Below are 24,275 nucleotides of genomic sequence, written 5' to 3' on the forward strand. Positions count from 1 at the left end.
GTCGAGGGATGCACCCATGAACTCACTCATCCTTGCCGTCATCGGTGTCGGTATGATGATCGGCGGATACCTCCTCTATTCCCGTTTCCTGGGCAAGAGGGTGTACCAGCTGTCCGACGCGTACAAGACGCCCGCCCACACGATGAACGACGGTGTGGACTTCGTCCCCACCAACAAGTATGTCCTGTGGGGGCACCACTTCACCTCCGTCGCCGGCGCGGCCCCCATCGTGGGCCCCGCCGTCGCCGTTATCTGGGGATGGTTCCCCGCCTTCCTGTGGGTGACCATCGGCACGGTGTTCATCGCGGGCATGCACGACTTCGGTGCGCTGTGGGCGTCGCAACGCCACAAGGGCCAGTCGATCGGCACCCTGTCGGGACGCTACATCGGCGCCCGCGGCCGCAACCTCTTCCTCGTGGTCATCTTCCTGCTGCTGCTCATGGTCGTCGCCGCGTTCGCCGTGGTCATCTCCGGCCTGCTGGTCTCCACCCCGACCGCGGTCATCCCGACCTGGGGCGCGATCATCGTCGCCCTGTTCGTCGGCCAGGCCATCTACCGTTTCAAGTGGAACCTGCCGGTCGTCTCCGTCGTCGGCGTCGTCGTCCTCTACGCCCTGATGATCATCGGCGACCGTTTCCCCGTCGTCCTGCCGGACTCCATCCTGGGCCTGTCCCCCAACGCCTTCTGGATCATCGTCCTGTTCATCTACGGCGGCATCGCCTCCCTCCTGCCGGTGTGGGTCCTGCTCCAGCCCCGTGACTACATCAACGGCCTGCAGCTCTTCGTCGGCCTGGGCATCCTCTACGGTGCGTTCCTGGTCACCGCCCCGACCGTTGTCGCCCCGGCCATCAACAACAACGTCCCCGACGGCACCCCGTCGATGTTCCCGCTGCTGTTCGTCACCATCGCCTGCGGCGCGATCTCCGGCTTCCACGGCATCGTCTCCTCCGGCACCTCCTCCAAGCAGCTGGACAAGGAGACCGACTCCCGTTTCGTCGGTTACTTCGGCGCCGTCGGCGAGGGCCTGCTCGCCCTGGGCACGATCATCGCCACCACCTCCGGTTACCGCACCCTGCAGGACTGGGAGGCCGTGTACACCGCGTTCAACCAGGGCGGTGTCAACGCATTCGTCGAGGGCGGCGGCAATCTCATCAACCAGGGCCTGGGCATCCCCACCTCCCTGTCCGCCACCATCCTCGCCACCATGGCCGTCCTCTTCGCCGCCACCACGATGGACACCGGCGTGCGCCTCCAGCGATTCGTCGTCCAGGAGATCGGCGAGATCATGGGCGTCAAGCTCTCCGGTCTCGTGGCCACCGTCATCGTCGTGGTCGTCGCCCTGGCGCTGACGTTCTCCGCGGGCGGGGACGGTTCCGGCGGCATGCTCATCTGGCCGCTGTTCGGCACCACCAACCAGCTCATGGCGGCGCTGACACTGTCCATCCTCTGCGTCATCCTCACCCGCCTGCGCCGACCCACCTGGCCGGTCCTCGTGCCGCTCATCTTCGTCCTGGTCATGTCCCTGTGGGCGGCGATCGTCCAGATCGGACAGTTCTGGGAGGCGCAGAACTGGCTGCTGCTCGGCCTGGACATCATCATCCTCATCTGCGCCGTCTGGGTCACGGTCGAGGCGTTCGCCGCCATGAACCGCGCCCGCAACGAGGACCCGACCATCTGGTCCGACGAGGACACCGACGCCCCCGCGCCGGTCGTCCCCGCCAAGAAGCTCTAGGGCGGTCATGGGGATCCGGGACCGGCTGAAGGCCTTCAGCGACGGGCTGACGGAGTACTACGCCGGCCCGTACCGGGCCACCTTCGTCAAGGCCCGCCAGCAGGAGGACGACCTGTTCATGATGCTGGTCATGTCGGAGGCCCTCGGCGTCCCTAACCCGGCCAGCTACTACACCCTCGAGCTGCTGCCCATCGTCTACGAGGACTTCCACGCCTGGCACCGCCGCATGGGCATGGAGCACTCACCCCTGGAGAACATACAGTGCTGCTAGAGCTCATCGGCGACACCCGGATCGTCTTCTTCGGCGGCAAGGGCGGCGTGGGCAAGACGACCGTCGCCTCCGCCACTGCCACCGCCCTGGCCGCCGCCGGACGCCGCGTCCTGCTGGTCTCCACCGACCCGGCCCACAACCTGGGTCACCTGTGGGGCGTGCGCATCGGTGACCGCATCACCACCGTCCGCGAGCATCTCGACGTCATCGAGCTCGACCCCGCCGAGACCACCCGGCAGCACCTCGCCGAGGTCGGCCACACCATGCGGCAGATGATGCCGGAGCACCTCCACGGTGAGGTGAGCAGGCATCTCGAACTCTCCGCCCAGTCCCCCGGCACCCACGAGGCGGCGATTCTCGAACGCATCGCCACCCTCGTCGCCGAGGAATCCGACCGCTACGACCACGTCGTCTTCGACACCGCCCCCTCCGGCCACACCTCCCGCCTCATGGCCCTGCCGGAGCTCATGGCCGCCTGGACCGACGGCCTGCTCGACCGCCGCGCGAAATCCGAGCACCTCTCCGCGGTCGTCCGCGGCCTGTCCCCCACCGGCCGCGACCACGTGGTCACCGGGGCCGTCGACCCCGTCGACCGCCGCAACCAGCAGCTACGCTCCATCCTGCTCAAACGCCGCGAACGCTTCACCCACCTGCGCGACGTCCTCACCGACCCGGCACAGTGTGTCTTCTTCATCGTCCTCACCGCCGAGCGACTCCCCGTCCTCGAGACGGCCGAGTTCCACGCCGAACTGCGCTCCTCCGGCGTCCGCGTCGGCGGCCTGGTGGTCAACCGCCGCTCCCCTGCGGACCAGGGTGGCTTCCTGGCGCAGCGCCGCACCCACGAGGAGGAGGCGCTGACCACCCTGCGTATCGACGCCCCCGTGGTCCATCTCCCCCTCCAGCCCACCGAGGTCACGGGAGCGTCAGGCCTGGAGGCCTTCGCCCGGCTGCTCTGAGTCAACGGGAGAAGACTCAGGAGTCGAGCGGACAATCGCCCAATCGGGTCCATGCTTCTCACGTATGACGGCGAGCCCGTTCGTCCACAGCAGCCGTAACATGGCACTCAGTTCTCTGTGCGACTGCGATTCTTGAATGAGCTCGGTTGTTCGAGCATCAACACCCCGTGCCTTCTCAGACTCCACAACCACGATCCCCACTGCGTCGCGGCCATAATCTAAACGCACGGCCACCAGGCTTCGAGAGTGCATTTTCAGGTGCTGTTGCAAAGTTGGGCGGAGAGCAGCGAAGACTCAGTTTCTCATTCCATGATGGCCGCTGCGTGTGGGCGTTCTCAGGCCGTCTCGAAGACCCGGTTGACGATCACCGCGTCCGGGTTCGGTTGCCCGTAGGCAAACATCGTGCCTTGCCCTTTCCGCAATGAGTGCATCGCCTCCATCCCTTTCAACGTCCGATATGCAGATGTCCGGTTCTTAAACGCGCCTTTCGGCCCGAGGATCCGCTTCAGCCGACCATGGTCGCCTTCCAGGATGTTGTTGAGGTATTTCACCTGCCGGTGTTCCACTGTTGGCGGGCAGATTCCCTCTGACTTCAACTCGGCGATTGCCCTGGCTAGGGAGGGTGCTTTATCGGTGTTGATCACTCTGGGATACCCGGCTGACGCATTGGATCTGAGGGCCTTGGCCAGGAAACGCTTCGCTGCGGCCACGTTCCGCTTCGGAGAGAGGTAAAAGTCCAGGGTCTGGCCACCGGCGGTGATCGCCCGATAGAGGTAGCACCACCTGCCGCCGACCCGGATATAGGTCTCATCGGCGCTGTTGCAAAGTTGAGTGGAGAACCGAGTGGGTTCAGCCGAACCCTTGACAAAAACAAAGGGACACTCCCATCACGGGGCGATGGGCAAGGGGCTCACATCCTCCAGAGCTTCCAGCTGTAGCCTACGAACGGGAAGAAGGTATAGATGAACGGGACCATCGGGACCCAGATCATGAGCACTTCAACCCAATCCGGAAGCTGGACCAGGGTGACTATCCAGGCCATGGCGGCGAGGACCACCAGAAAAACCAGGGCCAACTTCAGGGACCACCGCTGCTGGCGCGTGAGTTCAGCGCGTTTTGATTCCGGATTGGTGTGTAGCGAGATCGTCCCCGGGTCGGCCTTGAAGATGTGGAGACCGGCGACGTGGTAGACCTGCTCCCACCCGGACTGCCGGATCATCTCCGCGTAGTCGTCATCAAGGTCAGCCTCGTAGAGCAGCTCAAAGACCTTGTCCTCCGGTTCGGCATCCTCGAACCTCCACTGCCCGATGGCAGTGGACCCGGAGAGGCGCTTGCCCTTCCTCGCCATCTCCGCGAACAGTGCCAGATCTTTCTCCGGGGTGAAGGCAAGCCCGCTACCCATCTTTCGTGTGGTGATCATTGTTCCTCCATGATGTGCTTCGCAACGTCAAGAAGCCGCTGCCTGTGGTCGATATTCCGGATGAGTATGTCGTGTCCCACCGAGGTCAATCGGTAGGTCCGCTTTGACTCGCCGCTGTCGATCTCCTCAATGAAACCGTTCTCGAGGAGCTTTTTCAGGGTCGTATACAACGACGCCGGGCCGATCTCGATCTCGCCGTTGCTTACCTCACTGAGGTACTGCATCGCGGCGTAACCATGCCTGGGGGTTACCAGCGCCATAAGTACCTGCACCGCCGTGTCGGTAAGCTCTCCCGATCTAAATCCTGATGCCCGAGCCATGGAAACCTCCTGTATCCGAACAGAATATATCATGCTCCGATATATCCATTATTGATATGTTAGCGCGCTGCGGCATGGTCGGCAAGGTGTGGCCCTAGAGCGGGCCGACACAAGGGCAACGCTGCGCGCGACACATTCACCGTGGAGGACCTTCGCGTGGGAGGTGTACCCCGCTGTCCAGTCACGGAAAGCCACAGATCATGAGCCTTTTTCGCAAATTTGACCCCCGGCCTGGGCGTTTCAGAGGGTGCTGTTGCAAAGTTGGGGCAGTAGGAAGAGCGACGTGAAATAATCACAGCCATGGGTATCTTCTCCGGTCGTCATTTCCCCCGTGACATCATTCTGTGGGCAGTGCGGTGGTACTGCCGCTACGGGGTGAGCTACCGCGATCTGGAGGAAATGATGACCGAGCGGGGCGTGCCGGTGGTCAAGTCCACGCGAGTGGTGTGTCTGCCCTTTCGATAAAACAGGCAGCATGACGATCTCAGGGACCGGCACGAGCCCGGTGTTGCGACTGGCTCATGCGACCTCCTGAGTGGCTTCGCCGGCGTCGATGACGTTGGCGTTCATCATGGTCTTCGTCTGGTCCAGGGCCGTCAGCGACATGTAGCGCTTCTGCTGGATCCAGTCATCGTGCTGCTCAGCCAGCACCGCCCCGACCAGGCGCACGACGGCATCTCGGTTCGGGAAGATCCCCACGACGTCGGTGCGCCGGCGGATCTCCCGGTTCAACCGCTCGGTGGGGTTGTTCGACCAGACCTTCGTCCACACTGCTTTCGGGGCGTGGGTGAACGCGAGTAGCTCATCCAGGGCTTCTTCCAGGTAGTCGGCCACGTGCGGGAACTTCTGCTCACAGAAAGTCACTACTTCCCGGGCCTGGTTCCACACCGATGCGGCGTCCGGTTGCTGGAAGATCGTCTGGAACATCGCCGACAAGGTCGGCCATTGGCTTTTGGGCACCAGTCCGGAGAGGTTCTTCGCGAAATGCGTGCGACACCGTTGCCAGGACGCGTTCGGCAGCACCTCGCCGATGGCGTGCTGGATGCCCAAGTGTGCGTCGCTGGTGACCAGGTAGACGTCGTTTAGGCCCCGGGCCTTGAGGTCGCGAAAGAAACCCGTCCAGGAGGCCACGGACTCGGCTGTGGCGACCTGCATGCCGAGTAGTTCGCGGTAGCCTTCCGCGTTCACGCCGGTGGCCAGCAGCACGGAGGTTTTCACGACCCGTCCGCCTTCACGCACCTTCATGGTCAACGCGTCGCAGGAAACATAGAGGTAGGGGCCGGTATCCAGGGGTCGGGTGCGGAAATCTTCGACCATGCCGTCGAGGTCTTTGGCCATGTCTGAGACCTGCGATTTTGAGAGGTTGTTGATCCCCAGGGTGGCGACGAGGTCGTTCATCCGGCGCGTCGACACGCCCTTCAGGTAGCAGGTGGCGATCACGGTGGTCAGGGCACGTTCGGCCCGGGTGCGCCGTTCCAGCAGCCAGTCCGGGAAGAACGAGCCGGTTCTGAGTTTGGGCACGGCGACGTCGACGGTGCCGACCCGGGTGTCGAGGTCGCGGTGGCGGTAGCCGTTTCGGACGTTGGTGCGCGCATCACTGACGGTGGCGTAGTCGGCGCCGCAGACTTGGTCGGCCTGGGTCGAGAGGATCTGGTTGATGAACCCTTGGAGCATCTCGCGCATCAGGTCCGGGGAGGCTTGGGCCAGTAGTTCGTCGAGGTAGGTGGTCGGGTCGATAGAATGGGGGCCAGCGGCCATCGTGGTTTCCCTTTCGAGGAAGTGTGGTTACGGATTCGAAAGGTACTGCGGTGGTCGCCTCGTGCATTCATGAGGTCGTTGAATATTCGCTTCACTGGGGTCCACCGGTCGCGTGTCCGGGGGCCGGCAGGCTGAGGACGGGTTCGTAGGCCTCGGGGCCACTCGTGGTGCGCTCGGGGGCCACCACGCTTACGCTCCTCCCGCCGTGTGTAGAGCGTGTCAAGTTGTTTGTGTGTGGGGCGTGATTATTAGAGGTAGGGCTCGAAGCGGTCCGGGTAGGCCACAGACATCTGGTTGATGGCCTGCTTCCAGTTCGTCACCCGCCTGCCCTCGATCAGCCGGCCACTGGTAGCCGCGACCCGTTTGCCCTGCTTAGCGCGCTTGGCGGCCCGTTTGTCCTCGATGTTGCAGATCATCAACCACAAGGTTTTGATCGCGGACTCATCGTTGGTAAACTGCACCCGATTCCGGGTGGCTTTGCGCAGCTCGTTGTTCATCGACTCAATCGAGTTCGTGGTGTAGATCACCTTCCGGGCCATGGGAGGAAACTCCAGGAACGGGATGAACCGGTCCCACGCATCGCGCCACACCTTGACTGACTGCGGGTACTTTTCCCCCAGCTCGGAGGCCTCGAACTCCGCCAACGCCGCCAGAGCGGTCTGCTCGGTGGGGGCGGTGTAGATCTTCTTCAGCTGGGCGGACACCGCTTTGCGATCTCCGTAGGCCACCCACCGGTTCGCTGCCCTGATCAGATGGACGACACAGGTCTGGACCATCGAATCCGGCCAGGTGGCTTCCACAGCCTCCGGCAGGCCCTTGAGCCCGTCGCAGCACACGATAAACACATCGTGTACGCCGCGGGTAGCGAGGTTGGCGCACACCTGGGCCCAGAACGAGGCTCCTTCCTCTTTCGCCAGCCAGATACCGAGGATGTGTTTGATCGAAGTCCATGTCCACCCCGATAGCCAGGTACGCGGATTTGTTGACCACCCGGCCCCCGTCACGGACTTTGATGCGTAACGCATCGAGGAAGATCACGGGGTAGAACTCCTCGAGTTGGCGGTTCTGCCAGATCAGCACCTCCTCGAGGACCGCATCGGTGATCGCGGAGATTGTTTCATGGGAGATGTCCACGCCCATGGCGGTGACCATGTGGTGCTGGATGTCTCGGACGGTCATGCCACCGGCATAGAGACTGATGATCATGTCGTCGACGTCGGTCAGCCGGCGGGATCCTTTGGGCACCATTGTCGGCAGGAAGGATCCGTCACGGTCCCTGGGAACAGCGACATCGACCGGTCCGTAGTTCGAATCGACCCGCTTGGGGTAGGAACCGTTACGGGAATTGTTCTGACCAGCGGCTTCCTTGCTGTCCCGGTCACCGTGCTGGTAGCCGAGGTGGGCATCCATCTCGGCGTTGAGGCCGCGGTTGATCGAGGCCTGGAGCAGGCCCCGGACGAGATCGTTGGCATCCGTTGTGGAGGTGCCGAGCTCGTCGATCAGTTTCGCCATCTCAGGATTGGCCAGCAGCTTTTCCTCGATCGCTTTGATCTTTGCGGAGTCTTCTGGGTTTCGTCGTGCCACGGTAGTCATTCTGGTTCATCTCCTTGGTGTGAGGGGAATCCCTCACACACAAACCATCTGACACCCTCCGTGTGTATAGGGCACACGGCGGAAGGAGCAAGCCAATGGTACGAAAGATCAGAGCGAAGCTGATACTCCAGCTACGCTCCGAGGGCCTGTCAGGACGCACGATCGCCGCGTCACAGGGTATGTCCCGAAAAAGCATCACCGCTGTGCTGGAAGCAGCCGACACCGCGGGTGTGAGCTGGGATGATGTCGCCGAGCGTCCCGAGGACGAGGTCTATGACCTGCTGTTCCCGGGCCGGGGACAGCACCACAGCATCTTCGCCCAGCCGGACTGGGAGAACGTCCACCGGGAACTCGCCCGGGTCGGCGTGACCCTGAAGCTGCTGCACGGCGAGTACACCGATGAATGCGTCGCCACCGGAGCCCCGGCGATGGGCTACGACCGGTTCTGCCGGACCTACCAGCGCCACGTCCTGGTCACGGGAGCAGCGTCGCGGGTGGGACACAAGGCCGCCCAGAGCGTCGAAGTCGACTGGTCCGGGCCGACGATGACACTTCTCGACCCTGTCAGCGGCGCCCCGAGGCCGGTGTACCTGTTCGTCGGGTGCCTGCCCTTCAGCCGCTACTCGTTCGTCTACCCCAGCCTGGACATGACGCAGGAGTCCTGGCTGCGGGCCCATGTCGCAATGTTCACCGCCTTCGGCGGATCGGTACCGCGGATCGTGCCCGACAACCTCAAAACCGGAGTGATCACACATCCCCGCGACGGTGAGATCGTCCTCAACGACGCCTACCGTGAGATGGCCGCACACTACTCGGCCGCCGTACTACCGGGCAGGGTGCGCAAAGCGAAGGACAAACCGAGCGTGGAAAATACTGTCTGGCATGTCGCGATGCGGGTCATCGCGCAGCTACGTGACCAGCAGTTCACGTCGCTTCCGGAGCTGACGGCCGCGGTCACCGACCAGGTCGCGGCCTACAACGCCGAGCCTTTCCAGAAGCGGGACGGCTCCCGGGCCAGTGTCTTCACCACCGAGGAACACCCCCTGCTGACCGGGCTTCCGCAGGTCGCCTATGAGATCAGCCGGTGGGTCTACGGCCGGAGGGTCGGGCGCAACGGGCACGTGGTGTGGGAGAAGAATTTCTACTCGGTGCCAGTCACCCATATCGGTACGGGTGTGGATCTGCGGATCACCGACCGGGTGCTGCAGGTCTACTCCGGCCAGCAAAGGGTGAGCAGCCATGTGCTGCTTCCCGAGGGATCAGCCAATCAGTACCGCACCAACGACGCTGATCTACCCGCCGGGGAGCGCTACCAGCCGTGGGACGCCCCGCGCGTGCGGGAGTGGGCAGGCCGGGTGGGTCCGTCCGCGACGGTGGTGGTCAACCGGATCTTCGAATCGGTGGCCGTCGACGAGCAGGGCCTGAATGCCGCCCTGGCGGTGTTGCGGTTGACGCGGCGGTATTCCGCCGAGGGGCCCGACCCCCGGAAAGTAGACACGGGGGATGTGATCAGGAAGCAGATCTCAGCGTAACAGGACATTGCTCCTCAAACACTGCTGGAGCGAGATACCCGCACCAGGAATGCCGACGCGTGGTGTTGTAGCGGGTACACCAGCGGAAAACAACTCGCCGGCACTGCAACTGATTGGCAAACGTCTTTGCGTCCTGGAGGACCTCACGCTTCAACGCGGCGTTGAAGGACTCCGCCAGGGCGTTATCAGCGCTGCTGCCGATCGCGCCCATCGACTGCCGGATCCCCAGCTGCGTACACGTGTCCTGGAACGCATGGGAAGTGTAGACACTGCCATGGTCCGAGTGAAAAATTGCGTCGTCGAGACTTCCGCGCTGGCCCTTGGCCATCACCAGGGCGTCCTGGACCAGGGAAGAACGCATGTGATCGGCAATCGCGAAGCCGACCAGCCGGCGGGAGAAACAGTCGATGACCGTGGCCAGGTACATATTCGACCCGTCCGCGATCGGCAGGTACGTGATATCGCCGACGTAGACCTGGTTCGGTGCCGGGGCGGTGAACCTCCGGCCGACGAGATCCGGAAACACCGGCTTCCTCCCATCCGAGACAGTCGTGGTGACCTTGCGTTTCTTGGAGTAGCCAACCAGTTGCAACGAGCGCATGATCCGGGCGACTTTCTTGTGATTGACCGGACTGCCGGGCGAGTCGTCGTTGAGTTGCGCCGTGATGCGTTTGGAGCCGTAGCAGCCGCGTTCTGCGGCGAACACGGCCTTGACCCGTGCGCCGAGGATCGCGTCGCTGAGCAGGCGTTGTGTCCTGGCGGAGGAGGTGTTTCTCCATTTGTAATACGAGGACCGGTTGAGTTTCAGAACCTCACATAACCGCTTGACCGAATGGCTGTTCTTGGCGTCGTCAACGAACTGGAAGCGGATCACCAGGTCGTCTCTTCCGCAAAATATTTCGCGGCCTTGCGCAGGATGTCGCGCTCTTCCTTCAGTCGGGCGTTTTCCCGTTCCAGCTGGCGGATACGTTCGGCATCGGTCACCGATGTCGGGGTCTGCGAGGCGGCCTCGGTGCTGGTGGTGGTGCGGGCGCCGGTGCCGTATTTGCGGACCCAGATCTGGAGGGTGTTGCGGTTGACGCCGAGTTCGGTGGCGAGGGCGTTGATCGATACGCCGGGGGAATTCTCGTAGAGGGCGACCGCGTCGTGGCGGAATTCCTCGGTGTAGGTCTTGCTGGGCATGGTGGCAGGTTACCTTTCTTCCCCGGCAGAAAGCCGGGTTGTCGGGTGTCTACCAAACAGGGGTCAGGTCCGAGCGGGTCGAGGACGCCTGCAGGCTGGCGCTGGCCGGGCATGTCCGGTCCCCGCGGTACGGGCACCTGCACCCGATCCTGGCCACCGGACAGGATCAGGCCGCCCGGCAGCGTCCACCCCGGGAGGAACCGGTGGAGGAAGGCGGATTTGTCCGCGGCGCCGACTACTACGCAGGAGACGTGAAATGAGCGGCATCGACATGGAAACCAAACGCAAACTCCGCGACATGGGCGCGACCGCCCTGCTGGAGGCCATCGACGCCGAAGACGAGAACCTCGTCCTGGGGATGGGATTCGAGGAGCGGCTGCGACTGATCGTCGATGAGGCGTATGCCACCTTCACCCACGGCAAGGTCGACGGGCTGATCCGCCGGGCCGGCCTGCGCTATCCGGCTGCTGATCTGCGTCGGATCGACCTGGTCGAGCAACGAGGACTGAATCGCAACCTGCTGGCTACCTTGGCGACCTGCGGGTTCATCGAACGCCACCAGAATGTCGTGTTCCAGGGCTTCACCGGGTCGGGGAAGTCCTACCTGGGGTGCGCGCTGGCGAAGCAGGCCTGCCAGCACCGGTATCGGGCGCACTACATCCGGATGCCGGATCTGGAGGAAGCCTGGGCCACCGCACGCGACAAACCCCAGGGAGCGACGAAGTTCCTCAAGAAGTACGCCGCGTTCACTGTCCTCGTGATCGACGAGTGGCTGCTGGATCATCCGGATGAGGCCATACGCAGCATGCTGCTGGAACTGCTCGAGCGTCGCTACGACTCCGCATCGACGGTGTTCTGCACCCAATACGCCAAGAAGGACTGGCATCAAAGGCTCGGATCCGGGGTGCACGCCGATGCGATCATGGACCGGATCGTGCACAACACCATCTGGGTCGACACCGGCACCCACAACATGCGGGAGCACGTCACGATGAACCAGTAGGAAACACCCAGCGTCGGCCGGTGGCCCCCATCCCTACGGTCACCGGCCCCCGCAGGCAATACCGCTGGCCCCCAACCGCATGATCGGGTGGCCTTCACAACTGCGAATACTCAGTCGTCACCGGCAGCTACAGATACACCACGCTAAAGGACGCAACCGTGCCGGTCGATCACACCACGATCTACCGCTGGGTCCAGAAATACGCCCCTGATCTGGACAAGCAAACACGGTGGTACCGGCAGGTACCTGACTGGCAGGCCAGTTCCTGGCGGGTGGATGAGACCTATATCCGGGTCGGCGGCAGGTGGTGCTACCTCTATCGGGCGATCACCGCCGGTGGCCAGACCCTGGACTTTTACCTCTCTCCGAAGCGGAACGTGGCCGCAGCGAAGCGTTTCCTGGCCAAGGCCCTCAGATCCAATGCGTCAGCCGGGTATCCCAGAGTGATCAACACCGATAAAGCACCCTCCCTAGCCAGGGCAATCGCCGAGTTGAAGTCAGAGGGAATCTGCCCGCCAACAGTGGAACACCGGCAGGTGAAATACCTCAACAACATCCTGGAAGGCGACCATGGTCGGCTGAAGCGGATCCTCGGGCCGAAAGGCGCGTTTAAGAACCGGACATCTGCATATCGGACGTTGAAAGGGATGGAGGCGATGCACTCATTGCGGAAAGGGCAAGGCACGATGTTTGCCTACGGGCAACCGAACCCGGACGCGGTGATCGTCAACCGGGTCTTCGAGACGGCCTGAGAACGCCCACACGCAGCGGCCATCAGGGAATGAGAAACTGAGTCTTCGCTGCTCTCCGCCCAACTTTGCAACAGCACCCATTTTCAACCGGCTTGTCTCCGATTGACTGAAACCCCATTTCTCAATGTTGTTCTCGTTCCACCGCTGACGGTCATCCGGAAGTGAAAGCTCGACGGCGAATCCTTCCTTCCATGCTCGGGCAATGATGCCCTGGCCGTCGGGGTAACGTTTCCGTCCTATTTTTTGGAGAGTTGGATTGGATGACTCTCTACAAATCGGAACAAACTCGTGATTTTCACGGTCCCGGCAGTAAACGGTCAAACGGGTATGCCGTCGCTTATTCTCAACGTTGGCGCGAGGATCGACATCGTGAAATTCCTCTAAAAGAACCCGCGCGAGTCCACTGATAAGGTCGACGAGTTCTTCATGGTGAGCGGCGATGGCTTGATCGGCTTTCGCCACCTGCTTTGTCAGCATCGCATTCTCAACCTCAACCTTGTGGATGCTCTTCCGACGGTGCCAAGATAGCCAGCCGCCAATCCCCAGCAACAACAGCGAACACCCGAACAGGATCCAATGCAGAGGGATGAAGTCACCGTCATCATTGATTGTGAGCCTTTGGGGCAAGAGCGTTTGTAGCCACATAGGGACAGTCGCCAATGCAAGCAGGACGGCAGGTAAGACCTCGACGAAAGCGATACTGGGTGGAACAACCACCTTCGTGACACGCGATTCCAAGGTCACCGAGCTCCCCATCCCCTCTCCACGGGTTACGCCGGTAGAAGCAAATTGCTCCCCTGCTCGAAACGGTCCCGCGACGACGTCATTCGCCGGAGCATGTCTTCGATGTATTCGTCAAGTAGGTCCTGGGCTTCACCGTAACTCGAACCAGTTGCCCGAAGATAAATGACCAACTCACCTGGTCCTGGCCCTTCCGCAAGCCCCAGCCACTCGACGTTGGCGAACGCCATGATGCCGAGGACCTTCCGCAGCTCCACAGCGACTGACTCCCGTCCTGTCGAGGGAGAGACCACAATGGAAAGTTCCGATCGCAACTTCTTCATGGTGTGGCGCGGCATCGGAATCTCTCCCTCAGTATGAACGGCGGCTGGATACCCGCCATGGTAGGCCATCGACGCCGGAGAATCAGCACGAACTGGTCTACCTCTACCCCTCGATGTTGCGGAATCCGATCCCCAGCGGCAGGCCGACGTTGTCCAGCAGCCGCACCCCGCCGACCTCGGCGGCGACGAGCAGGCGGGCATCACCGGTGGCGGGCGCCTCCCCGAGGTCGAGACCCCGGACCTCCAGGTAGTCGGGTCGGATGCCGGCGGTCTCGAGCACGTCGCGGGCGACGGCGAGGACGGCGTCGGCACCCTGATCGGCTGCGTGTGCCCCGGCGGTCAGCGCCGCGGAGAGAACCAGGGCCTGCTCGCGGGCCTCCTCGGCGACATCCGTGTTGCGCAGGGAGACAGCGAGCCCGTCGGGCATGCGGACGGTGGGCACCCCGTGGAGGGTGACCGGCAGGTGCAGGTCGGTGACGGCGGACTGGAGGGCGCGGAGCTGTTCGTAGTCCTTCTCACCGACGACCACGTCCGAGGGACCGGCGGCGTTGACGAGGGTGAGCTGGCGGGTGAGGTGGCGGGCCAACTCGTCGACCGGCTCGAGATCATGGTCGACGGGCTGGACGAGGGTGCGCAGGCCCTTCGGCCACAGCTCGTCGTCGGTGTAGCGCCACACGGCGTCGACCTGCTCGGTGGCGAATGTCTCAGGGACCTCCTCCCCGGCCCAGGCAACGATCACGACGGCGCGGGGCAGGCGGCGGGCGGCGCGGATGAGGGCGGCATGGCCGGCGTGGACGCCGGTGCCGAGGGGCACGAGGACGACAGGTCGGCCGGTACGCCGCATCGCGCGGGAGAGGACGGCGACCTGGTCGGTGCTGAATTCGGTGGCCTGGCCGGCGGTGAAGCTCACAGTTTGTCCTCCTGGATCGCCCACAGTTCGACGTCGTCGACGGTGGTCAGTTCGGCGGCCCGACGGACCGTCTGACGGAAGGCCCGGGCCCGCCCCGGGTCCTGGATGGAACGCCACTGCTCCTGCAGCCCGCCGGATCCGGCGACGTCGGGGAAGCGGGTGAACAGGGACGCACGGTCCACGATGTCGTGGGATTCCTCGACGTTGTCCAGGACGCCGTCGAGAAGCTTGACGGCGTCCCGGCGCAGGAACGCCAGCGCATTCGCATAGGTGATCGCGGCGGCCAGCTGCAGGCGCTGCTGATCGGTGACGGTGATGATGCTCGCGCCGAGCTCACCGAAGAGCAGTTCCGCGATGGTGTGGCCGAGTTCATCGGCGGTGGCCACGGCCCAGCGGGTGGGGCTGAGCTGGCCGGCGGCGATGACGACGCCGCCCGCCGTCTCCGCGTCGTCGAGAATCTGGACGCCGTGGGCGAGGCTGGTGTGCAGAATGATCTGGCCTCGGCGCACACCGCCGGCAACGATCTCGACGTGAGACCGGAAGGTCTCCTCGTGGGCGGCGATGACGAGCATGTCCGGTTCCGTGGCATCCGGCGCATTCTCGTCGGTCATGTGGATGACCTCGTGGCCGACGGACCGGAGCAGGTCCGGCAACGGGTCGCTGTCGTCGTCGCCGAACACGCCCACCCGCATGCGGGGAGCCTGCATCCTAGGAGTCCCGGTTCTCTCGCGCGCGGGCCAGCAGCTCGGCGACGGACACCCCGCCGGAGTGCTCGTCACGGCGGCGGCGACCCCGGCGGGACCCCTCCGGCTGTTCCTCCGCCACGGGCTCAGTGGACTCAACCGGCTCAGCGGACTCAGTCGGTTCCGGGGCCCCGGTCCCCGTCAGGCCGCCGTCCTCCCAGGACACGGTCTGGAAGGAGCCGGTGTTGAAGGCGGGGGACGCGGTCGTCCCGGCCGGTTTCTGCTCGGCGGCGCGGCGCTTGTTCTCGGCGATGAGGTCGGCCAGCGGGTTGGGGTGCGGGCGGGAGGGTTCGTCCTGGCCGAGCTTGCCGGCGACCGCCGCGGCGGACGGGGCGCCGGTGATGCGGTGGGGGTCGGGGGTGGGTTCGGGGATGACGAAGTCGATGTCGGACTCGTCCTCGTCATCGGGGTCCGAGTGGTCGGTGGCACGGCGGGCGGCGTCCTCGATCTCGAGGATCTCGGCGGGCCTCGGCGCGCAGGGCGGCGGGCTCGTAACCGAATTCGCGGCCGGCGAGGTCCTCGAGCTGGGCGCGCAGGAGGCTGAGTTCGCGCTGGATGTCGGCGAGTACCTCGGAGTCGCGGGTGTCCACCTCGGTGGAGGTGGAGGATGCGGTGGCGGCGAGTTCGGCGCGGTGCAGTTCCTCGCGGTGGTCGAGTTCGGCGCGGGTGGCTTCGGCGTCCCTGCGGTAGCGGAAGACGAGGAAGGCGCCGAGGATCGCGGCCCAGAGGGCGGCGAGGAGGGCGAGTTTGAGGGCTCCGTCGCTGTCGGTGAACAGCATGACCAGGCTCGCGATGAAGGCGAGGGCGACGAGGACGATCAGCAGAATCTGGCCACGGTCCGACGGGGTTTCTGCACTCATGGGCTCCACTCTAACCAACCGGCTCGCCGTCAGCGGGTGGCGGCGTCTCACAGTGTCGTTCCAGGTACAACCCAGCTGCGGACAGGGCGATGCCGCCGAGGGCGCTGGCGAGGACGCCGGGGAGATCGTCGCCGGCGGCGATGAGTTCGTCGGCACGCGGGATGACGTAGCTGCCGATGCCGATGTACGCACCGCCGACGATCGCGCCGGTCCACGCGGACGCCTTGCCGATGACGAGGAACTGCGCGGCGGTGACGGGGTTGAGCTGGCTGCGGTCCTGGCCGATGCGCCCGTCCTCGAGCCGGTCACGCACCTTCCACGCGAGCACGACGCACACGATCGCCATCACCCAGAGGGTGACGGAGACGGTGACGGGGATGGCGATCATCGACCCGTAGAACGTCCACGTGATGATCGCGAGCACCGCGGCGGCGAATCCGCCGGCGGCGACAAGCCCGCTTATCGACGTCCTGGTCATCCCTCAGGCACCTCCCGCACGGCCGCGACGTCCCCGGCGTCGAGACCCGCCACCAGTTCGGCGACGGGTGTCCCGCGGAGCACCGCGTCCGGGTCGGCGGCGAGCCAGGGCACGAGGACGAAGGCGCGTTCATGGGCGTGGGGGTGCGGGAGGGTGAGCTCGGGATCGTCGGAGCAGATCTCCTCCCCGTCCCGGATCACCTGCACGATGTCGACGTCGAGGGTGCGTGGCCCCCAGCGTCGGACGCGGACCCGGTCGGCGGCTTCCTCCAGGCCCTGGCCGCGGCGCAGCAGGTCGAGCGGGCTGGTGTCGACGTCGACGATGAGCACCGCATTGAGGAACTCGTCCTGGTCCTCGACGCCCCACGGGGGCGTCGAAAAGACCGGTGAGGCGGCGACGGTCTCGGCGCGGAACTCGTCGACCACCGTCTGCAGGAGCGAGCGACGGTCGTCGAGGTTGGAGCCGATGGACAGGACGGCGCGCATCAGGCGTTCCTGAACTCGGCGCGGGTGCGGCGGGACCGGCGGGCGACCACGGCGACGTCGGCGAAGGTGTGCGGGATCGGCGCCGAGGGCTTGTGCACGGTCACCTCGACGGCGTGCAGCAGTTCGAAGCGGTCGAGGATGCCGTCAGCGATCTCGGCGGCGACGGTCTCGATGAGATCGCGCGGCGGCCCGGTGACCACGTCGACGGCCAGCTGCGCCAGCTCGGCATAGTTGACCGTCCTGGCCAGGTCGTCGTCGGCCGCGGCCGGGGCGGTGTCGAGCCAGCAGGTGACATCGACATGGAAGGTCTGGCCGTCGCGCTTCTCCTCGGCGAACACGCCGTGGTGGCCGAAGCACTCCAGGCCGCGCAGTTCGATCCGGTCAGCCACGGGAACCTCCCGCGCGCCAGGCGGCGGCGACGTCGACGGCGTCGCGGGAGACGGGCACGTTGTGGACGCGCACGCCCCACGCCCCCATCTGCGCCGAGATGGCCGTGACCGCCGCGGTGGCGGGATCCGCGTCCGCCGGCACCCCGTGCAGGCCACGGTCGTCGCGGACGGCGGAGAGGAAACGCTTGCGGGACGCACCAACGAGAACGGGAAACTCCCCGTCGATGAACTCGGGCAACGCATGCAGCAGCGCCCAGTTGTCCTCGCGGGACTTGGCGAAACCGAGCCCCGGATCCAGCACGATGTTGCCGCGGTCCACCCCGGCGGCCAGGGCGTTGTCCACCAGCGTGGCCAGGGTCTCGTGGACGTCCGCCACCACGTCCCCGCCGTGGTCGGCGGTACCGGCGGCGTCGCCGAAGCGGACGGTCCGCCAGTGCATGAGGCACACCGGCAGGTCCGTGTCCGCCATGACGCGGTACATCTCCGGATCGGCCAGGCCGCCGGAGACGTCATTGATCATGGCCACCCCGGCCTCGGCGGCGGCCCGGGCGACGGAGGCGCGCATGGTGTCCACCGAGGTGGGGATGCCCTCCTGGGACAGTGCCTCGATGACCGGGGCCACACGCCGGGCCTCCACGTCCGGGTCGACGCGGGTGGCGCCCGGGCGGGTGGACTCCCCACCGACGTCGATCATGTCCGCACCCTGGGCGACCAGCTCCCGGCCGTGCCCGATGGCGCGGTCGATGTCGAGCCACTGCCCGCCGTCGGAGAAGGAGTCCTCGGTGACGTTGACGATGCCCATGACCAGGCACCGCCCCGGGACCGTGAGATCAGCTACGCGCATGCCAGCCACTCTAACCCCCGCGCTAACCCCGGATGAGGCTGAGGACCTCGGCCCGGGATGCCGCGTTGGTCTTGAACCCGCCGCGCACCGCCGACGTCGTCGTCGTGGCACCGGGCTTGCGGATCCCCCGCATGGCCATGCACAGGTGCTCGCACTCGATGACCACGATCGCGGCCTGCGCACCGAGCTTGTTCATGAGCGCGTCCGCGATCTGCGAGGTCAGCCGCTCCTGCACCTGCGGCCGCTTGGCGTACATGTCCGCCAGCCGCGCCAGCTTGGACAGGCCCGTGACATGGCCGTCCGAGCTGGGGATGTAGCCGATGTGGGCGGTGCCGTAGAAGGGCACGAGGTGGTGCTCACAGGTGGAGTAGATGGGGATGTCCCGCACCAGGACCAGCTCCTGGTGGTTCTCCGAGAAGGTCTTGGCCAGCACCTCCGTCGGGTCGGTGCGCAGCCCGGCGAAGATCTCCTCGTAGGAGCGGGCCACCCGGGCCGGGGTGTCCTTCAGGCCCTCCCGGTCGGGGTCCTCACCGATGGCGATGAGCAGTTCCCGGACGGCGGCCTCGGCGCGCTCCCGGTCGAACTCGCGGGGGTTTACGCTCACTTAACTCTCCTTGGGGAACTGGGTGGTCGGCGCGTCCGACGGGGTCTCGGGCGTCTCCTCCGGGGCGGCGGCATCCGCAGCGTCGGCGGCGGGCTTCTCCTCCACGCCGTCCGTGGCCGGCTTCCGGTCATACTCCGGGCGCTCGTGCTCGGGCAGGCGGAAACCGATGACCTCGGTGTTCTGCGGCTTCCCGTCCTGCTGCTCCGACTGCTCCGGCTGACCTGTGGCCTCCGGTTCCGGGGCGCGGTCGGCCTCGTAGTTCTTCATGCCCGGGTGCTCGAGGGTGCTCGCCTTGGTGGAGCCGGCGCCGGCGTAGGGGTTGTCCTTCGGCGGCCAGCCGGGGGCGGACCAGTCGGCGGGCGGCGGGGTGCCGCCGTAGCGCGGGGCGGTGGCGGGGGCGGAGTCGCCAGGCTGCCCGGCGTCGGGGGCGCGGTGGCGGCCGGTGTCGGCCTGGCCGGCCTCCTGTTCTGCCTTGCGCTCGGCCTCCCGCTTCGCGCGGGCCTCCTTGGACATCTCCAGGAGGGAGAAGCGCTTCGGGGGTTCCTCACCGCGTTCGATGGCCAGCTCGACGGGGGTCTTCACCGGCTCGCGGTCGGCCTGGCGCGGGAAGTGGGCGTCCTCGCCGGGGAAGACGTCCTCGGCGGCGCGGGGCTCGATGCCGTCGAAGATCTGCTCCAGGTCCGGGCGGCGCAGGGTCTCCTTCTCCAGGAGCTTGGTGGCCAGGGTGTCCAGGTAGTCGCGGTGGTCGCGGAGGATCTCGTACGCCTGGCGGTGGGCGGAGTCGAGGAGGCGGTGGGTCTCCTCGTCGATCTTGGCCGCCACGGCGGGCGAGACCTCGAGGGTGCCGCCGCCGCCGCGGCCGGAGAACGGGTCGCCCTGTTCCTGGCCGTACTTGACCACGCCGAGGCTCGGCGACATGCCGTACTCGGTGAGCATGGCGCGGGCGATCTTGGTGGCCTGCTCGATGTCGGCGGAGGCGCCGGTGGTGGGCTCGCCGAAGACGAGTTCCTCGGCGGCGCGGCCGCCCATGGCGAAGACGAGGCGGGCGAAGAGCTCGTCGCGGTTGTACATGCCCTTGTCATCCTCGGCGGCGGTCATGGCGTGACCGCCGGTGCGGCCGCGGGCGAGGATGGTCACCTTGTACACGCGCTCGATGTCCTTGAGCGCCCACGCGGCGAGGGTGTGGCCGCCCTCGTGGTAGGCGGTGACCTTCTTCTCCTTCTCGGAGATGATCTTGGAGGAGCGACGCGGGCCGCCGATGACGCGGTCGGTCGCCTCCTCGAGGGCGTCGGCGGTGATGACGTTGCCGCCGATGCGGGCGGTGAGCAGGGCGGCCTCGTTGAGCACGTTGGCCAGGTCGGCGCCGGACATGCCGGCGGTGCGCTTGGCCAGGGCCTTGAGGTCGGCGTCGGGGCCGAGCGGCTTGCCCTTGGCGTGGACCTCGAGGATGTGCTCGCGGCCGGCCAGGTCGGGGTTGGTCACCGGGATCTGGCGGTCGAAACGGCCCGGGCGCAGCAGGGCGGGGTCGAGGATGTCGGGGCGGTTGGTGGCGGCCATGAGGATGACGCCCTCGCGATCGCCGAAGCCGTCCATCTCCACGAGCAGCTGGTTGAGCGTCTGTTCGCGTTCGTCGTGGCCACCGCCCATGCCGGATCCGCGCTGGCGGCCGACGGCGTCGATCTCGTCGACGAAGATGATGCAGGGGCTGTTCTCCTTGGCCTGTTTGAACAGGTCACGCACGCGGGAGGCGCCGACGCCGACGAACATCTCCACGAAGTCGGAGCCGGAGATGGAGTAGAACGGCACCGCGGCCTCACCGGCGACGGCTCGTGCCAGGAGGGTCTTGCCGGTGCCGGGCGGGCCGTAGAGCAGGACGCCGCGGGGGATCTTCGCGCCGAGGGCGTGGTAGCGGGTGGGGTCCTGCAGGAAGTCCTTGATCTCCTCCAGTTCGTCGACGGCCTCGTCAGCGCCGGCGACGTCCGCGAAGGTGTTGGTGGGCATGTCCTTGGTCAGTTCCTTGGCCTTGGAGCCGCCGAAGCCGAACATGCCGCCGGTCTGCATGCGGGTGAGGAAGAAGAAGAGGAGGCCGAAGAGGATGAGCATGGGCAGCAGGAAGCTGAGCATGCTGCCGAGGAAGCTGTCCTGGGTGACCTCGGTGGTGTAGGAGTCGGCGCCGGAGGTGCGCACGGCCTCGAACACGTCGGGGGCGGTGCGGGCCGGGTACTGGGCGAGGATCTCCTCGACGCCCTCGCGTTCCTCGTAGGTGATCGGCTCGCGCAGGTCGATGCGGACGCGCTGTTCGCGGTCGTCGATCTGCACCTTCTCGGCGTTGCCCTCGGCGAGCTGGCTCATGGCCACGGAGGTGTCCACGCGCTGGAAGGAGCGGGTGTCGTCCGTGAGCAGGGTGAACACGAACAGGGTGATGAGGAGGACCGACGCGACGAGGCCGATCTGGAGGATTCTCTTGTTCTTCATGGATGCAGTCGCTGGGCCGACTCGTCAGCCGCCCGCGACCTGTGCCTTTCGTGTGCGGAGAGACGGTCAGTCAGCTATGACTGCACAACGCGCCAGGTGCGCCTTTTGTTCCGGCGGGCCGTACCCGCCGACGGGTCAGGAGGAGTACACCTTGGGGTCGAGGGTGCCCACCCAGGGCAGGTCACGGTAGCGCTCGGCGTAATCGAGGCCGTAGCCGATGACGAACTCGTTGGGGATGTCGAAGCCGACGTCGAAAAGCTCGATGTCCGCCTTGACCACCTCGGGCTTGCGCAGGAGGGTGATCACCTCGAGGGAGCGCGGCTTCCGGGCCCTGAGATTGCGCATGAGCCAGGACAGGGTGAGGCCGGAGTCGATGATGTCCTCGACGATGAGGACGTCGCGGCCCTCGATGTCGCGGTCGAGGTCCTTGAGGATGCGGACCACGCCGGAGGAGCTGGTGGAGTTGCCGTAGGAGGAGACGGCCATGAACTCCATCTGGTTGGGAATGTCCAGCTCACGGGCGAAATCGGTGAGGAAGAACACCGCCCCCTTGAGCACGCACACGAGGATGAGGTCGTCGTCGGAGTCGCGGTAGGTCTCGGAGACCCTGGCCGCGAGTTCCCGGATCCGCGCCTTGAGATCCTCCTCGCTGATGAGCACGGCCTCCACGTCGCTGCCGTAGTTGTGGGCGGGGACGGTGAAGTCCTTCTTGTCGTGCATGCTCATGGCACCTTTCCTAGGCCTTTAGGGTTACAGCCAGTCTGCCACCTGACCGCGTCACTTCCAACCTTCCGCCCGTGTCCCCGCCGACGGCCACCCCGCCCTGCCCGTGCCAGTCCACGCACAACGCCTCGATCGCGCTTATCGACGCCCCCGTCACCTTCCCGCCGCGTTCCCTCACCCACGCCGCGATGCGGCGTCGCCGCAGCGGCCCCGGCTGGGCCGCGAGCTCCGCGCAGTCGTCGGTCGGCGGGCCCGCCAACTCCTCGAGCAGGGCGTTGTCGGCGGCGATCCGGTCGGCCGTCTGCGCGAGCGGATCGGTGGCGTCGCCGTGCAGCTGCCCGTCGAGGAAACGCCGGAGGGCCACCCGCCGGAAATCGGTGTCCTCGTTGAACGGGTCACGCCAGGGCTCGAGTCCGAGCTCCGCGCACGCCCCGACAGTGTCGGCCCGCCGGATGCCCAGGAAGGGCCGGACGATCCTCCCCGCCCGCGGGCTCATCCCCGCCGGGTTGCCGCGCAGGGCCCCGAGCAGCAGGGTCTCGGCCTGGTCGTCCCGGGTGTGGCCGACCCACACGTCCCGGCCGTCCGCGAGCAGGGCGGCGTAGCGGGCCCGGCGGGCCTGCGCCTCGAGGTTGCCCGGCGCGACATCCACGGTGCGAATCTCGGCCCGGGCACCGAGCGCCCGGGCCTGCTCGGCGGCCCGGTGAGCGACCTCCGCCGAGCCTTCCTGGAGCTGATGGTCGACGATGACGGCGCGGGCGTCGACGCCTTCGACGACAGCGGCGGCGAGCAGCGCCAGCGAATCCGGGCCGCCGGACAGGCCCACGGTGACGGCGGTGGAGCCACGGTGGGGACGGACGGCGCGTCGACACGCGAGGAAGTGCGGGCTGACGCGGGGAAAGTTCATGTCAGGAATCCCGGATGACGGAGGCGAACTCGTCGAGTGCGACGCGGGCCGGCAGAATCTCCGAGCCGTTGGACAGCAGGGTGAAGGAGTACACGCGGCCCGAATCGGCGGTGACCACCCCGGCGAGTGCCGAGGTCGCCGTGAGCGTGCCCGTTTTCGCCCGGACCCAGCCGCGACCGGACATGTCGTCATAACGGTCGGTGAGGGTGCCGGACCCGCCGGCGACCGGGAGGGTGGCCAGGAGGGGACGCAGCGGGGGGTGGGCGGCGGCGTCGTGAAGCACGTCGTCGAGGACCCGCGGCGGGATGAGGTTGAGGGTGCTCAGCCCCGAATTGTCCGCCAGGCTCACACCCGAGATGTCGATGCCGTGCTCACCCAGGACATCGAGCGTGGCCTGCGTCGCCCCCTGCGCGGTGGCCGGCAGCCCGCGGTGCAGCGCGACCTCATGCCCGATCGCCTCGGCCATGACATTGTCCGAGTGCAGCATCATCTCCGTGAGCCGGTCGATGAGCTCCGGGGACCCGGTCGTGGCGACCACCTCCGCGTCCGCCGGCGCCGGGCCGAGCCCGACCGTCTCCGCGCCGACGCGGTCCGCCAGCGCCCGGGCGACATCGAGAGCCGGGGTGTGCGAACGCGGCACATCGCCCTCCGTGTCCCCGATCCGCGCCCCGTAGAGCATCGCCGGCTCCAACGGGGCGATGTACCCCGCGTCAATGTCCTGCGGATCCCACCCCGGCATGAGCGGCTCCCCCGCCCACAGCGACGTATCGATGATCACCTGCTCCGCCTGCCCCACCTGCTCCGCCAGGTCATCCAGCTGCCCCGACGTCAACCACACATCCCCCGACGCCCGGATGACCACGGTGCCACCGGAACGCACCACCTCCGTGGTGAGCACATCATCCGGCCCCAGGGCCAGAATCGCCGCCGCCCCCGTGAGAATCTTCGTCGCACTCGCCGGCTGCAACGACGCATCCGCGTTGAGCTCCCACACCGTCTCCCCCGTCACCGTGTCCGTCACCTGGCCGTGCAGGGTGCCCAGATCCTCCGACCCCTCGACAAACCGGTCGAGCGCCCGCGCCAGCGCCACATTGTCCACCGGGACCTCCGCCTGCGCGGGCACCAGTGGCGGTTCCGGCTCCTCGATGGCGAAGGCCGGGGCGTGCGTGAGATCCCCGTAATGCTGCTGCGCGAGCACCCCCACCGTGGCGACCGACCCCGTGGCCAGCGCCACCACCCCGGCCGAGACGGCCCACCACAGCTTCTTTCCGCTCATT

Annotated in this window: 23 protein-coding genes and 5 pseudogenes; 8 read left to right on the forward strand and 20 right to left on the reverse strand. The window is 66.2% G+C overall.

What is annotated here, in order from left to right; all coding sequences use genetic code 11:
- Nucleotides 1-16 precede the first annotated feature (16 nt).
- The 3 genes from QP029_RS02195 to QP029_RS02205 are packed head-to-tail and all read left to right on the forward strand — an operon-like array spanning nucleotide 17 to nucleotide 2,959.
- Nucleotides 17-1,732, forward strand: coding sequence for a carbon starvation CstA family protein (locus QP029_RS02195; protein ID WP_284875247.1), 1,716 nt, complete (start codon nucleotides 17-19; stop codon nucleotides 1,730-1,732).
- 7 nt (nucleotides 1,733-1,739) lie between these two features.
- Nucleotides 1,740-2,003 carry a cory-CC-star protein gene (locus tag QP029_RS02200; RefSeq protein WP_284875248.1) on the forward strand — a complete coding sequence of 88 codons (264 nt, stop codon included), beginning with the start codon at nucleotides 1,740-1,742 and terminating at the stop codon, nucleotides 2,001-2,003.
- The gene (locus QP029_RS02205; protein ID WP_284875249.1) at nucleotides 1,994-2,959 is read left to right on the forward strand and encodes an ArsA family ATPase; all 966 of its coding nucleotides are present in this window, start codon (nucleotides 1,994-1,996) and stop codon (nucleotides 2,957-2,959) included. Before QP029_RS02200 ends, QP029_RS02205 begins: the two co-directional genes overlap by 10 nt.
- Nucleotides 2,960-3,294: 335 nt before the next feature.
- On the opposite strand, the pseudogene QP029_RS02210 reads toward QP029_RS02205, so the two are convergent.
- The 3 genes and pseudogenes from QP029_RS02210 to QP029_RS02220 form a co-directional block, all read right to left on the reverse strand.
- Nucleotides 3,295-3,771: pseudogene (locus tag QP029_RS02210) on the reverse strand (IS6 family transposase); the annotation flags it as partial.
- A gap of 98 nt (nucleotides 3,772-3,869) precedes the next feature.
- Entirely contained in the window at nucleotides 3,870-4,379 is a 510-nt protein-coding gene (locus QP029_RS02215) for a DUF2812 domain-containing protein (protein WP_284875250.1), read from the reverse strand.
- A complete protein-coding gene (locus QP029_RS02220) occupies nucleotides 4,376-4,699 on the reverse strand; it encodes a PadR family transcriptional regulator (RefSeq protein ID WP_284875251.1) in 324 nt (107 codons plus the stop codon). Before QP029_RS02220 ends, QP029_RS02215 begins: the two co-directional genes overlap by 4 nt.
- 300 nt (nucleotides 4,700-4,999) lie before the next feature.
- Between QP029_RS02220 and QP029_RS02225 the strand changes: the two are divergent.
- Nucleotides 5,000-5,137: pseudogene (locus tag QP029_RS02225) on the forward strand (IS6 family transposase); the annotation flags it as partial.
- 81 nt (nucleotides 5,138-5,218) lie between these two features.
- Here the strand turns inward: QP029_RS02225 and QP029_RS02230 are convergent.
- Both QP029_RS02230 and QP029_RS02235 read right to left on the reverse strand, forming a co-directional pair.
- Nucleotides 5,219-6,457: an IS256 family transposase gene (locus tag QP029_RS02230; RefSeq protein ID WP_284875252.1), complete on the reverse strand. Its 1,239-nt coding sequence runs from the start codon at nucleotides 6,455-6,457 to the stop codon at nucleotides 5,219-5,221.
- A gap of 248 nt (nucleotides 6,458-6,705) precedes the next feature.
- Nucleotides 6,706-8,050, reverse strand: a pseudogene (locus QP029_RS02235) (IS256 family transposase).
- 95 nt (nucleotides 8,051-8,145) lie between these two features.
- Here QP029_RS02235 and istA point away from each other — a divergent pair.
- A pseudogene (istA, locus tag QP029_RS02240) lies at nucleotides 8,146-9,531 on the forward strand (IS21 family transposase); the annotation flags it as partial.
- A gap of 28 nt (nucleotides 9,532-9,559) precedes the next feature.
- Here the strand turns inward: istA and QP029_RS02245 are convergent.
- Nucleotides 9,560-10,764 (reverse strand): IS3 family transposase gene (locus QP029_RS02245; RefSeq protein ID WP_284874050.1). Its coding sequence is split into 2 segments (ribosomal slippage): nucleotides 9,560-10,467 and nucleotides 10,467-10,764, totalling 1,206 coding nucleotides; the frame shifts between segments, so codons are not numbered across the junction.
- 38 nt (nucleotides 10,765-10,802) lie between these two features.
- Between QP029_RS02245 and QP029_RS02250 the strand changes: the two genes are divergently transcribed.
- The 3 genes and pseudogenes from QP029_RS02250 to QP029_RS02260 form a co-directional block, all read left to right on the forward strand.
- Nucleotides 10,803-11,024: a hypothetical protein gene (locus QP029_RS02250; RefSeq protein ID WP_284875253.1), complete on the forward strand. Its 222-nt coding sequence runs from the start codon at nucleotides 10,803-10,805 to the stop codon at nucleotides 11,022-11,024.
- Entirely contained in the window at nucleotides 11,021-11,767 is a 747-nt protein-coding gene (locus QP029_RS02255) for an ATP-binding protein (protein WP_284874266.1), read from the forward strand. Before QP029_RS02250 ends, QP029_RS02255 begins: the two co-directional genes overlap by 4 nt.
- 155 nt (nucleotides 11,768-11,922) lie before the next feature.
- Nucleotides 11,923-12,519: pseudogene (locus QP029_RS02260) on the forward strand (IS6 family transposase); the annotation flags it as partial.
- Here QP029_RS02260 and QP029_RS02265 read toward each other — a convergent pair.
- The 14 genes from QP029_RS02265 to dacB all read right to left on the reverse strand — a co-directional run bounded on the left by QP029_RS02265 (nucleotide 12,430) and on the right by dacB (nucleotide 24,274).
- Nucleotides 12,430-13,263 carry a hypothetical protein gene (locus QP029_RS02265; protein ID WP_284875254.1) on the reverse strand — a complete coding sequence of 278 codons (834 nt, stop codon included), beginning with the start codon at nucleotides 13,261-13,263 and terminating at the stop codon, nucleotides 12,430-12,432. The pseudogene QP029_RS02260 and the gene QP029_RS02265 sit on opposite strands and share 90 nt — an antisense overlap.
- 26 nt (nucleotides 13,264-13,289) lie before the next feature.
- The gene (locus QP029_RS02270) at nucleotides 13,290-13,598 is read right to left on the reverse strand and encodes a hypothetical protein (RefSeq protein WP_284875255.1); all 309 of its coding nucleotides are present in this window, start codon (nucleotides 13,596-13,598) and stop codon (nucleotides 13,290-13,292) included.
- 88 nt (nucleotides 13,599-13,686) lie between these two features.
- Entirely contained in the window at nucleotides 13,687-14,493 is an 807-nt protein-coding gene (locus QP029_RS02275; protein WP_284875256.1) for a pantoate--beta-alanine ligase, read from the reverse strand.
- Complete coding sequence (locus tag QP029_RS02280) at nucleotides 14,490-15,200, reverse strand: 6PGD fold domain-containing protein (RefSeq protein ID WP_284875257.1); 711 nt, start codon at nucleotides 15,198-15,200, stop codon at nucleotides 14,490-14,492. The genes QP029_RS02275 and QP029_RS02280 overlap by 4 nt, the downstream gene beginning before the upstream one ends.
- A 437-nt stretch (nucleotides 15,201-15,637) precedes the next feature.
- Nucleotides 15,638-16,096, reverse strand: a complete 459-nt coding sequence (locus QP029_RS02285) for a DUF6779 domain-containing protein (protein WP_284875258.1) — start codon at nucleotides 16,094-16,096, stop codon at nucleotides 15,638-15,640.
- 10 nt (nucleotides 16,097-16,106) lie between these two features.
- Entirely contained in the window at nucleotides 16,107-16,574 is a 468-nt protein-coding gene (locus tag QP029_RS02290; protein ID WP_284875259.1) for a DUF3180 domain-containing protein, read from the reverse strand.
- Nucleotides 16,571-17,059, reverse strand: a complete 489-nt coding sequence (gene folK, locus QP029_RS02295) for a 2-amino-4-hydroxy-6-hydroxymethyldihydropteridine diphosphokinase (protein WP_284875260.1) — start codon at nucleotides 17,057-17,059, stop codon at nucleotides 16,571-16,573. Before folK ends, QP029_RS02290 begins: the two co-directional genes overlap by 4 nt.
- The gene (gene folB / locus QP029_RS02300) at nucleotides 17,059-17,448 is read right to left on the reverse strand and encodes a dihydroneopterin aldolase (RefSeq protein ID WP_284875261.1); all 390 of its coding nucleotides are present in this window, start codon (nucleotides 17,446-17,448) and stop codon (nucleotides 17,059-17,061) included. Before folB ends, folK begins: the two co-directional genes overlap by 1 nt.
- Nucleotides 17,441-18,292 (reverse strand): dihydropteroate synthase, encoded by an 852-nt coding sequence (gene folP / locus QP029_RS02305; protein WP_284875262.1) that lies wholly within the window; start codon nucleotides 18,290-18,292, stop codon nucleotides 17,441-17,443. The genes folB and folP overlap by 8 nt, the downstream gene beginning before the upstream one ends.
- A gap of 22 nt (nucleotides 18,293-18,314) precedes the next feature.
- Nucleotides 18,315-18,896, reverse strand: coding sequence for a GTP cyclohydrolase I FolE (gene folE / locus QP029_RS02310; RefSeq protein ID WP_284875263.1), 582 nt, complete (start codon nucleotides 18,894-18,896; stop codon nucleotides 18,315-18,317).
- Nucleotides 18,897-21,371, reverse strand: a complete 2,475-nt coding sequence (gene ftsH, locus QP029_RS02315) for an ATP-dependent zinc metalloprotease FtsH (RefSeq protein WP_284875264.1) — start codon at nucleotides 21,369-21,371, stop codon at nucleotides 18,897-18,899.
- 135 nt (nucleotides 21,372-21,506) lie between these two features.
- A complete protein-coding gene (hpt, locus tag QP029_RS02320) occupies nucleotides 21,507-22,091 on the reverse strand; it encodes a hypoxanthine phosphoribosyltransferase (RefSeq protein WP_284876133.1) in 585 nt (194 codons plus the stop codon).
- Between the two features lie 16 nt (nucleotides 22,092-22,107).
- A complete protein-coding gene (tilS, locus tag QP029_RS02325; RefSeq protein WP_284875265.1) occupies nucleotides 22,108-22,998 on the reverse strand; it encodes a tRNA lysidine(34) synthetase TilS in 891 nt (296 codons plus the stop codon).
- 1 nt (nucleotide 22,999) lies between these two features.
- Nucleotides 23,000-24,274, reverse strand: coding sequence for a D-alanyl-D-alanine carboxypeptidase/D-alanyl-D-alanine endopeptidase (dacB, locus tag QP029_RS02330; protein WP_284875266.1), 1,275 nt, complete (start codon nucleotides 24,272-24,274; stop codon nucleotides 23,000-23,002).
- Nucleotide 24,275 lies beyond the last annotated feature (1 nt).

It is taken from the genome of Corynebacterium suedekumii (assembly GCF_030252185.1).
Lineage (GTDB): Bacteria > Actinomycetota > Actinomycetes > Mycobacteriales > Mycobacteriaceae > Corynebacterium > Corynebacterium suedekumii.

Bases quoted from the DNA above. Each gene is read 5' to 3' on its own strand.
- QP029_RS02195 (WP_284875247.1), top strand. From the start codon at position 17: ATGAACTCACTCATCCTTGCCGTCATCGGTGTCGGTATGATGATCGGC.
- QP029_RS02200 (WP_284875248.1), top strand. From the start codon at position 1,740: ATGGGGATCCGGGACCGGCTGAAGGCCTTCAGCGACGGGCTGACGGAG.
- QP029_RS02215 (WP_284875250.1), bottom strand. From the start codon at position 4,379: ATGATCACCACACGAAAGATGGGTAGCGGGCTTGCCTTCACCCCGGAG.
- QP029_RS02220 (WP_284875251.1), bottom strand. From the start codon at position 4,699: ATGGCTCGGGCATCAGGATTTAGATCGGGAGAGCTTACCGACACGGCG.
- QP029_RS02230 (WP_284875252.1), bottom strand. From the start codon at position 6,457: ATGGCCGCTGGCCCCCATTCTATCGACCCGACCACCTACCTCGACGAA.
- QP029_RS02255 (WP_284874266.1), top strand. From the start codon at position 11,021: ATGAGCGGCATCGACATGGAAACCAAACGCAAACTCCGCGACATGGGC.
- QP029_RS02270 (WP_284875255.1), bottom strand. From the start codon at position 13,598: ATGCCGCGCCACACCATGAAGAAGTTGCGATCGGAACTTTCCATTGTG.
- QP029_RS02280 (WP_284875257.1), bottom strand. From the start codon at position 15,200: ATGCAGGCTCCCCGCATGCGGGTGGGCGTGTTCGGCGACGACGACAGC.
- QP029_RS02285 (WP_284875258.1), bottom strand. From the start codon at position 16,096: ATGAGTGCAGAAACCCCGTCGGACCGTGGCCAGATTCTGCTGATCGTC.
- QP029_RS02290 (WP_284875259.1), bottom strand. From the start codon at position 16,574: ATGACCAGGACGTCGATAAGCGGGCTTGTCGCCGCCGGCGGATTCGCC.
- folK (WP_284875260.1), bottom strand. From the start codon at position 17,059: ATGCGCGCCGTCCTGTCCATCGGCTCCAACCTCGACGACCGTCGCTCG.
- folP (WP_284875262.1), bottom strand. From the start codon at position 18,292: ATGCGCGTAGCTGATCTCACGGTCCCGGGGCGGTGCCTGGTCATGGGC.
- ftsH (WP_284875264.1), bottom strand. From the start codon at position 21,371: ATGAAGAACAAGAGAATCCTCCAGATCGGCCTCGTCGCGTCGGTCCTC.
- hpt (WP_284876133.1), bottom strand. From the start codon at position 22,091: ATGCACGACAAGAAGGACTTCACCGTCCCCGCCCACAACTACGGCAGC.
- tilS (WP_284875265.1), bottom strand. From the start codon at position 22,998: ATGAACTTTCCCCGCGTCAGCCCGCACTTCCTCGCGTGTCGACGCGCC.
- dacB (WP_284875266.1), bottom strand. From the start codon at position 24,274: ATGAGCGGAAAGAAGCTGTGGTGGGCCGTCTCGGCCGGGGTGGTGGCG.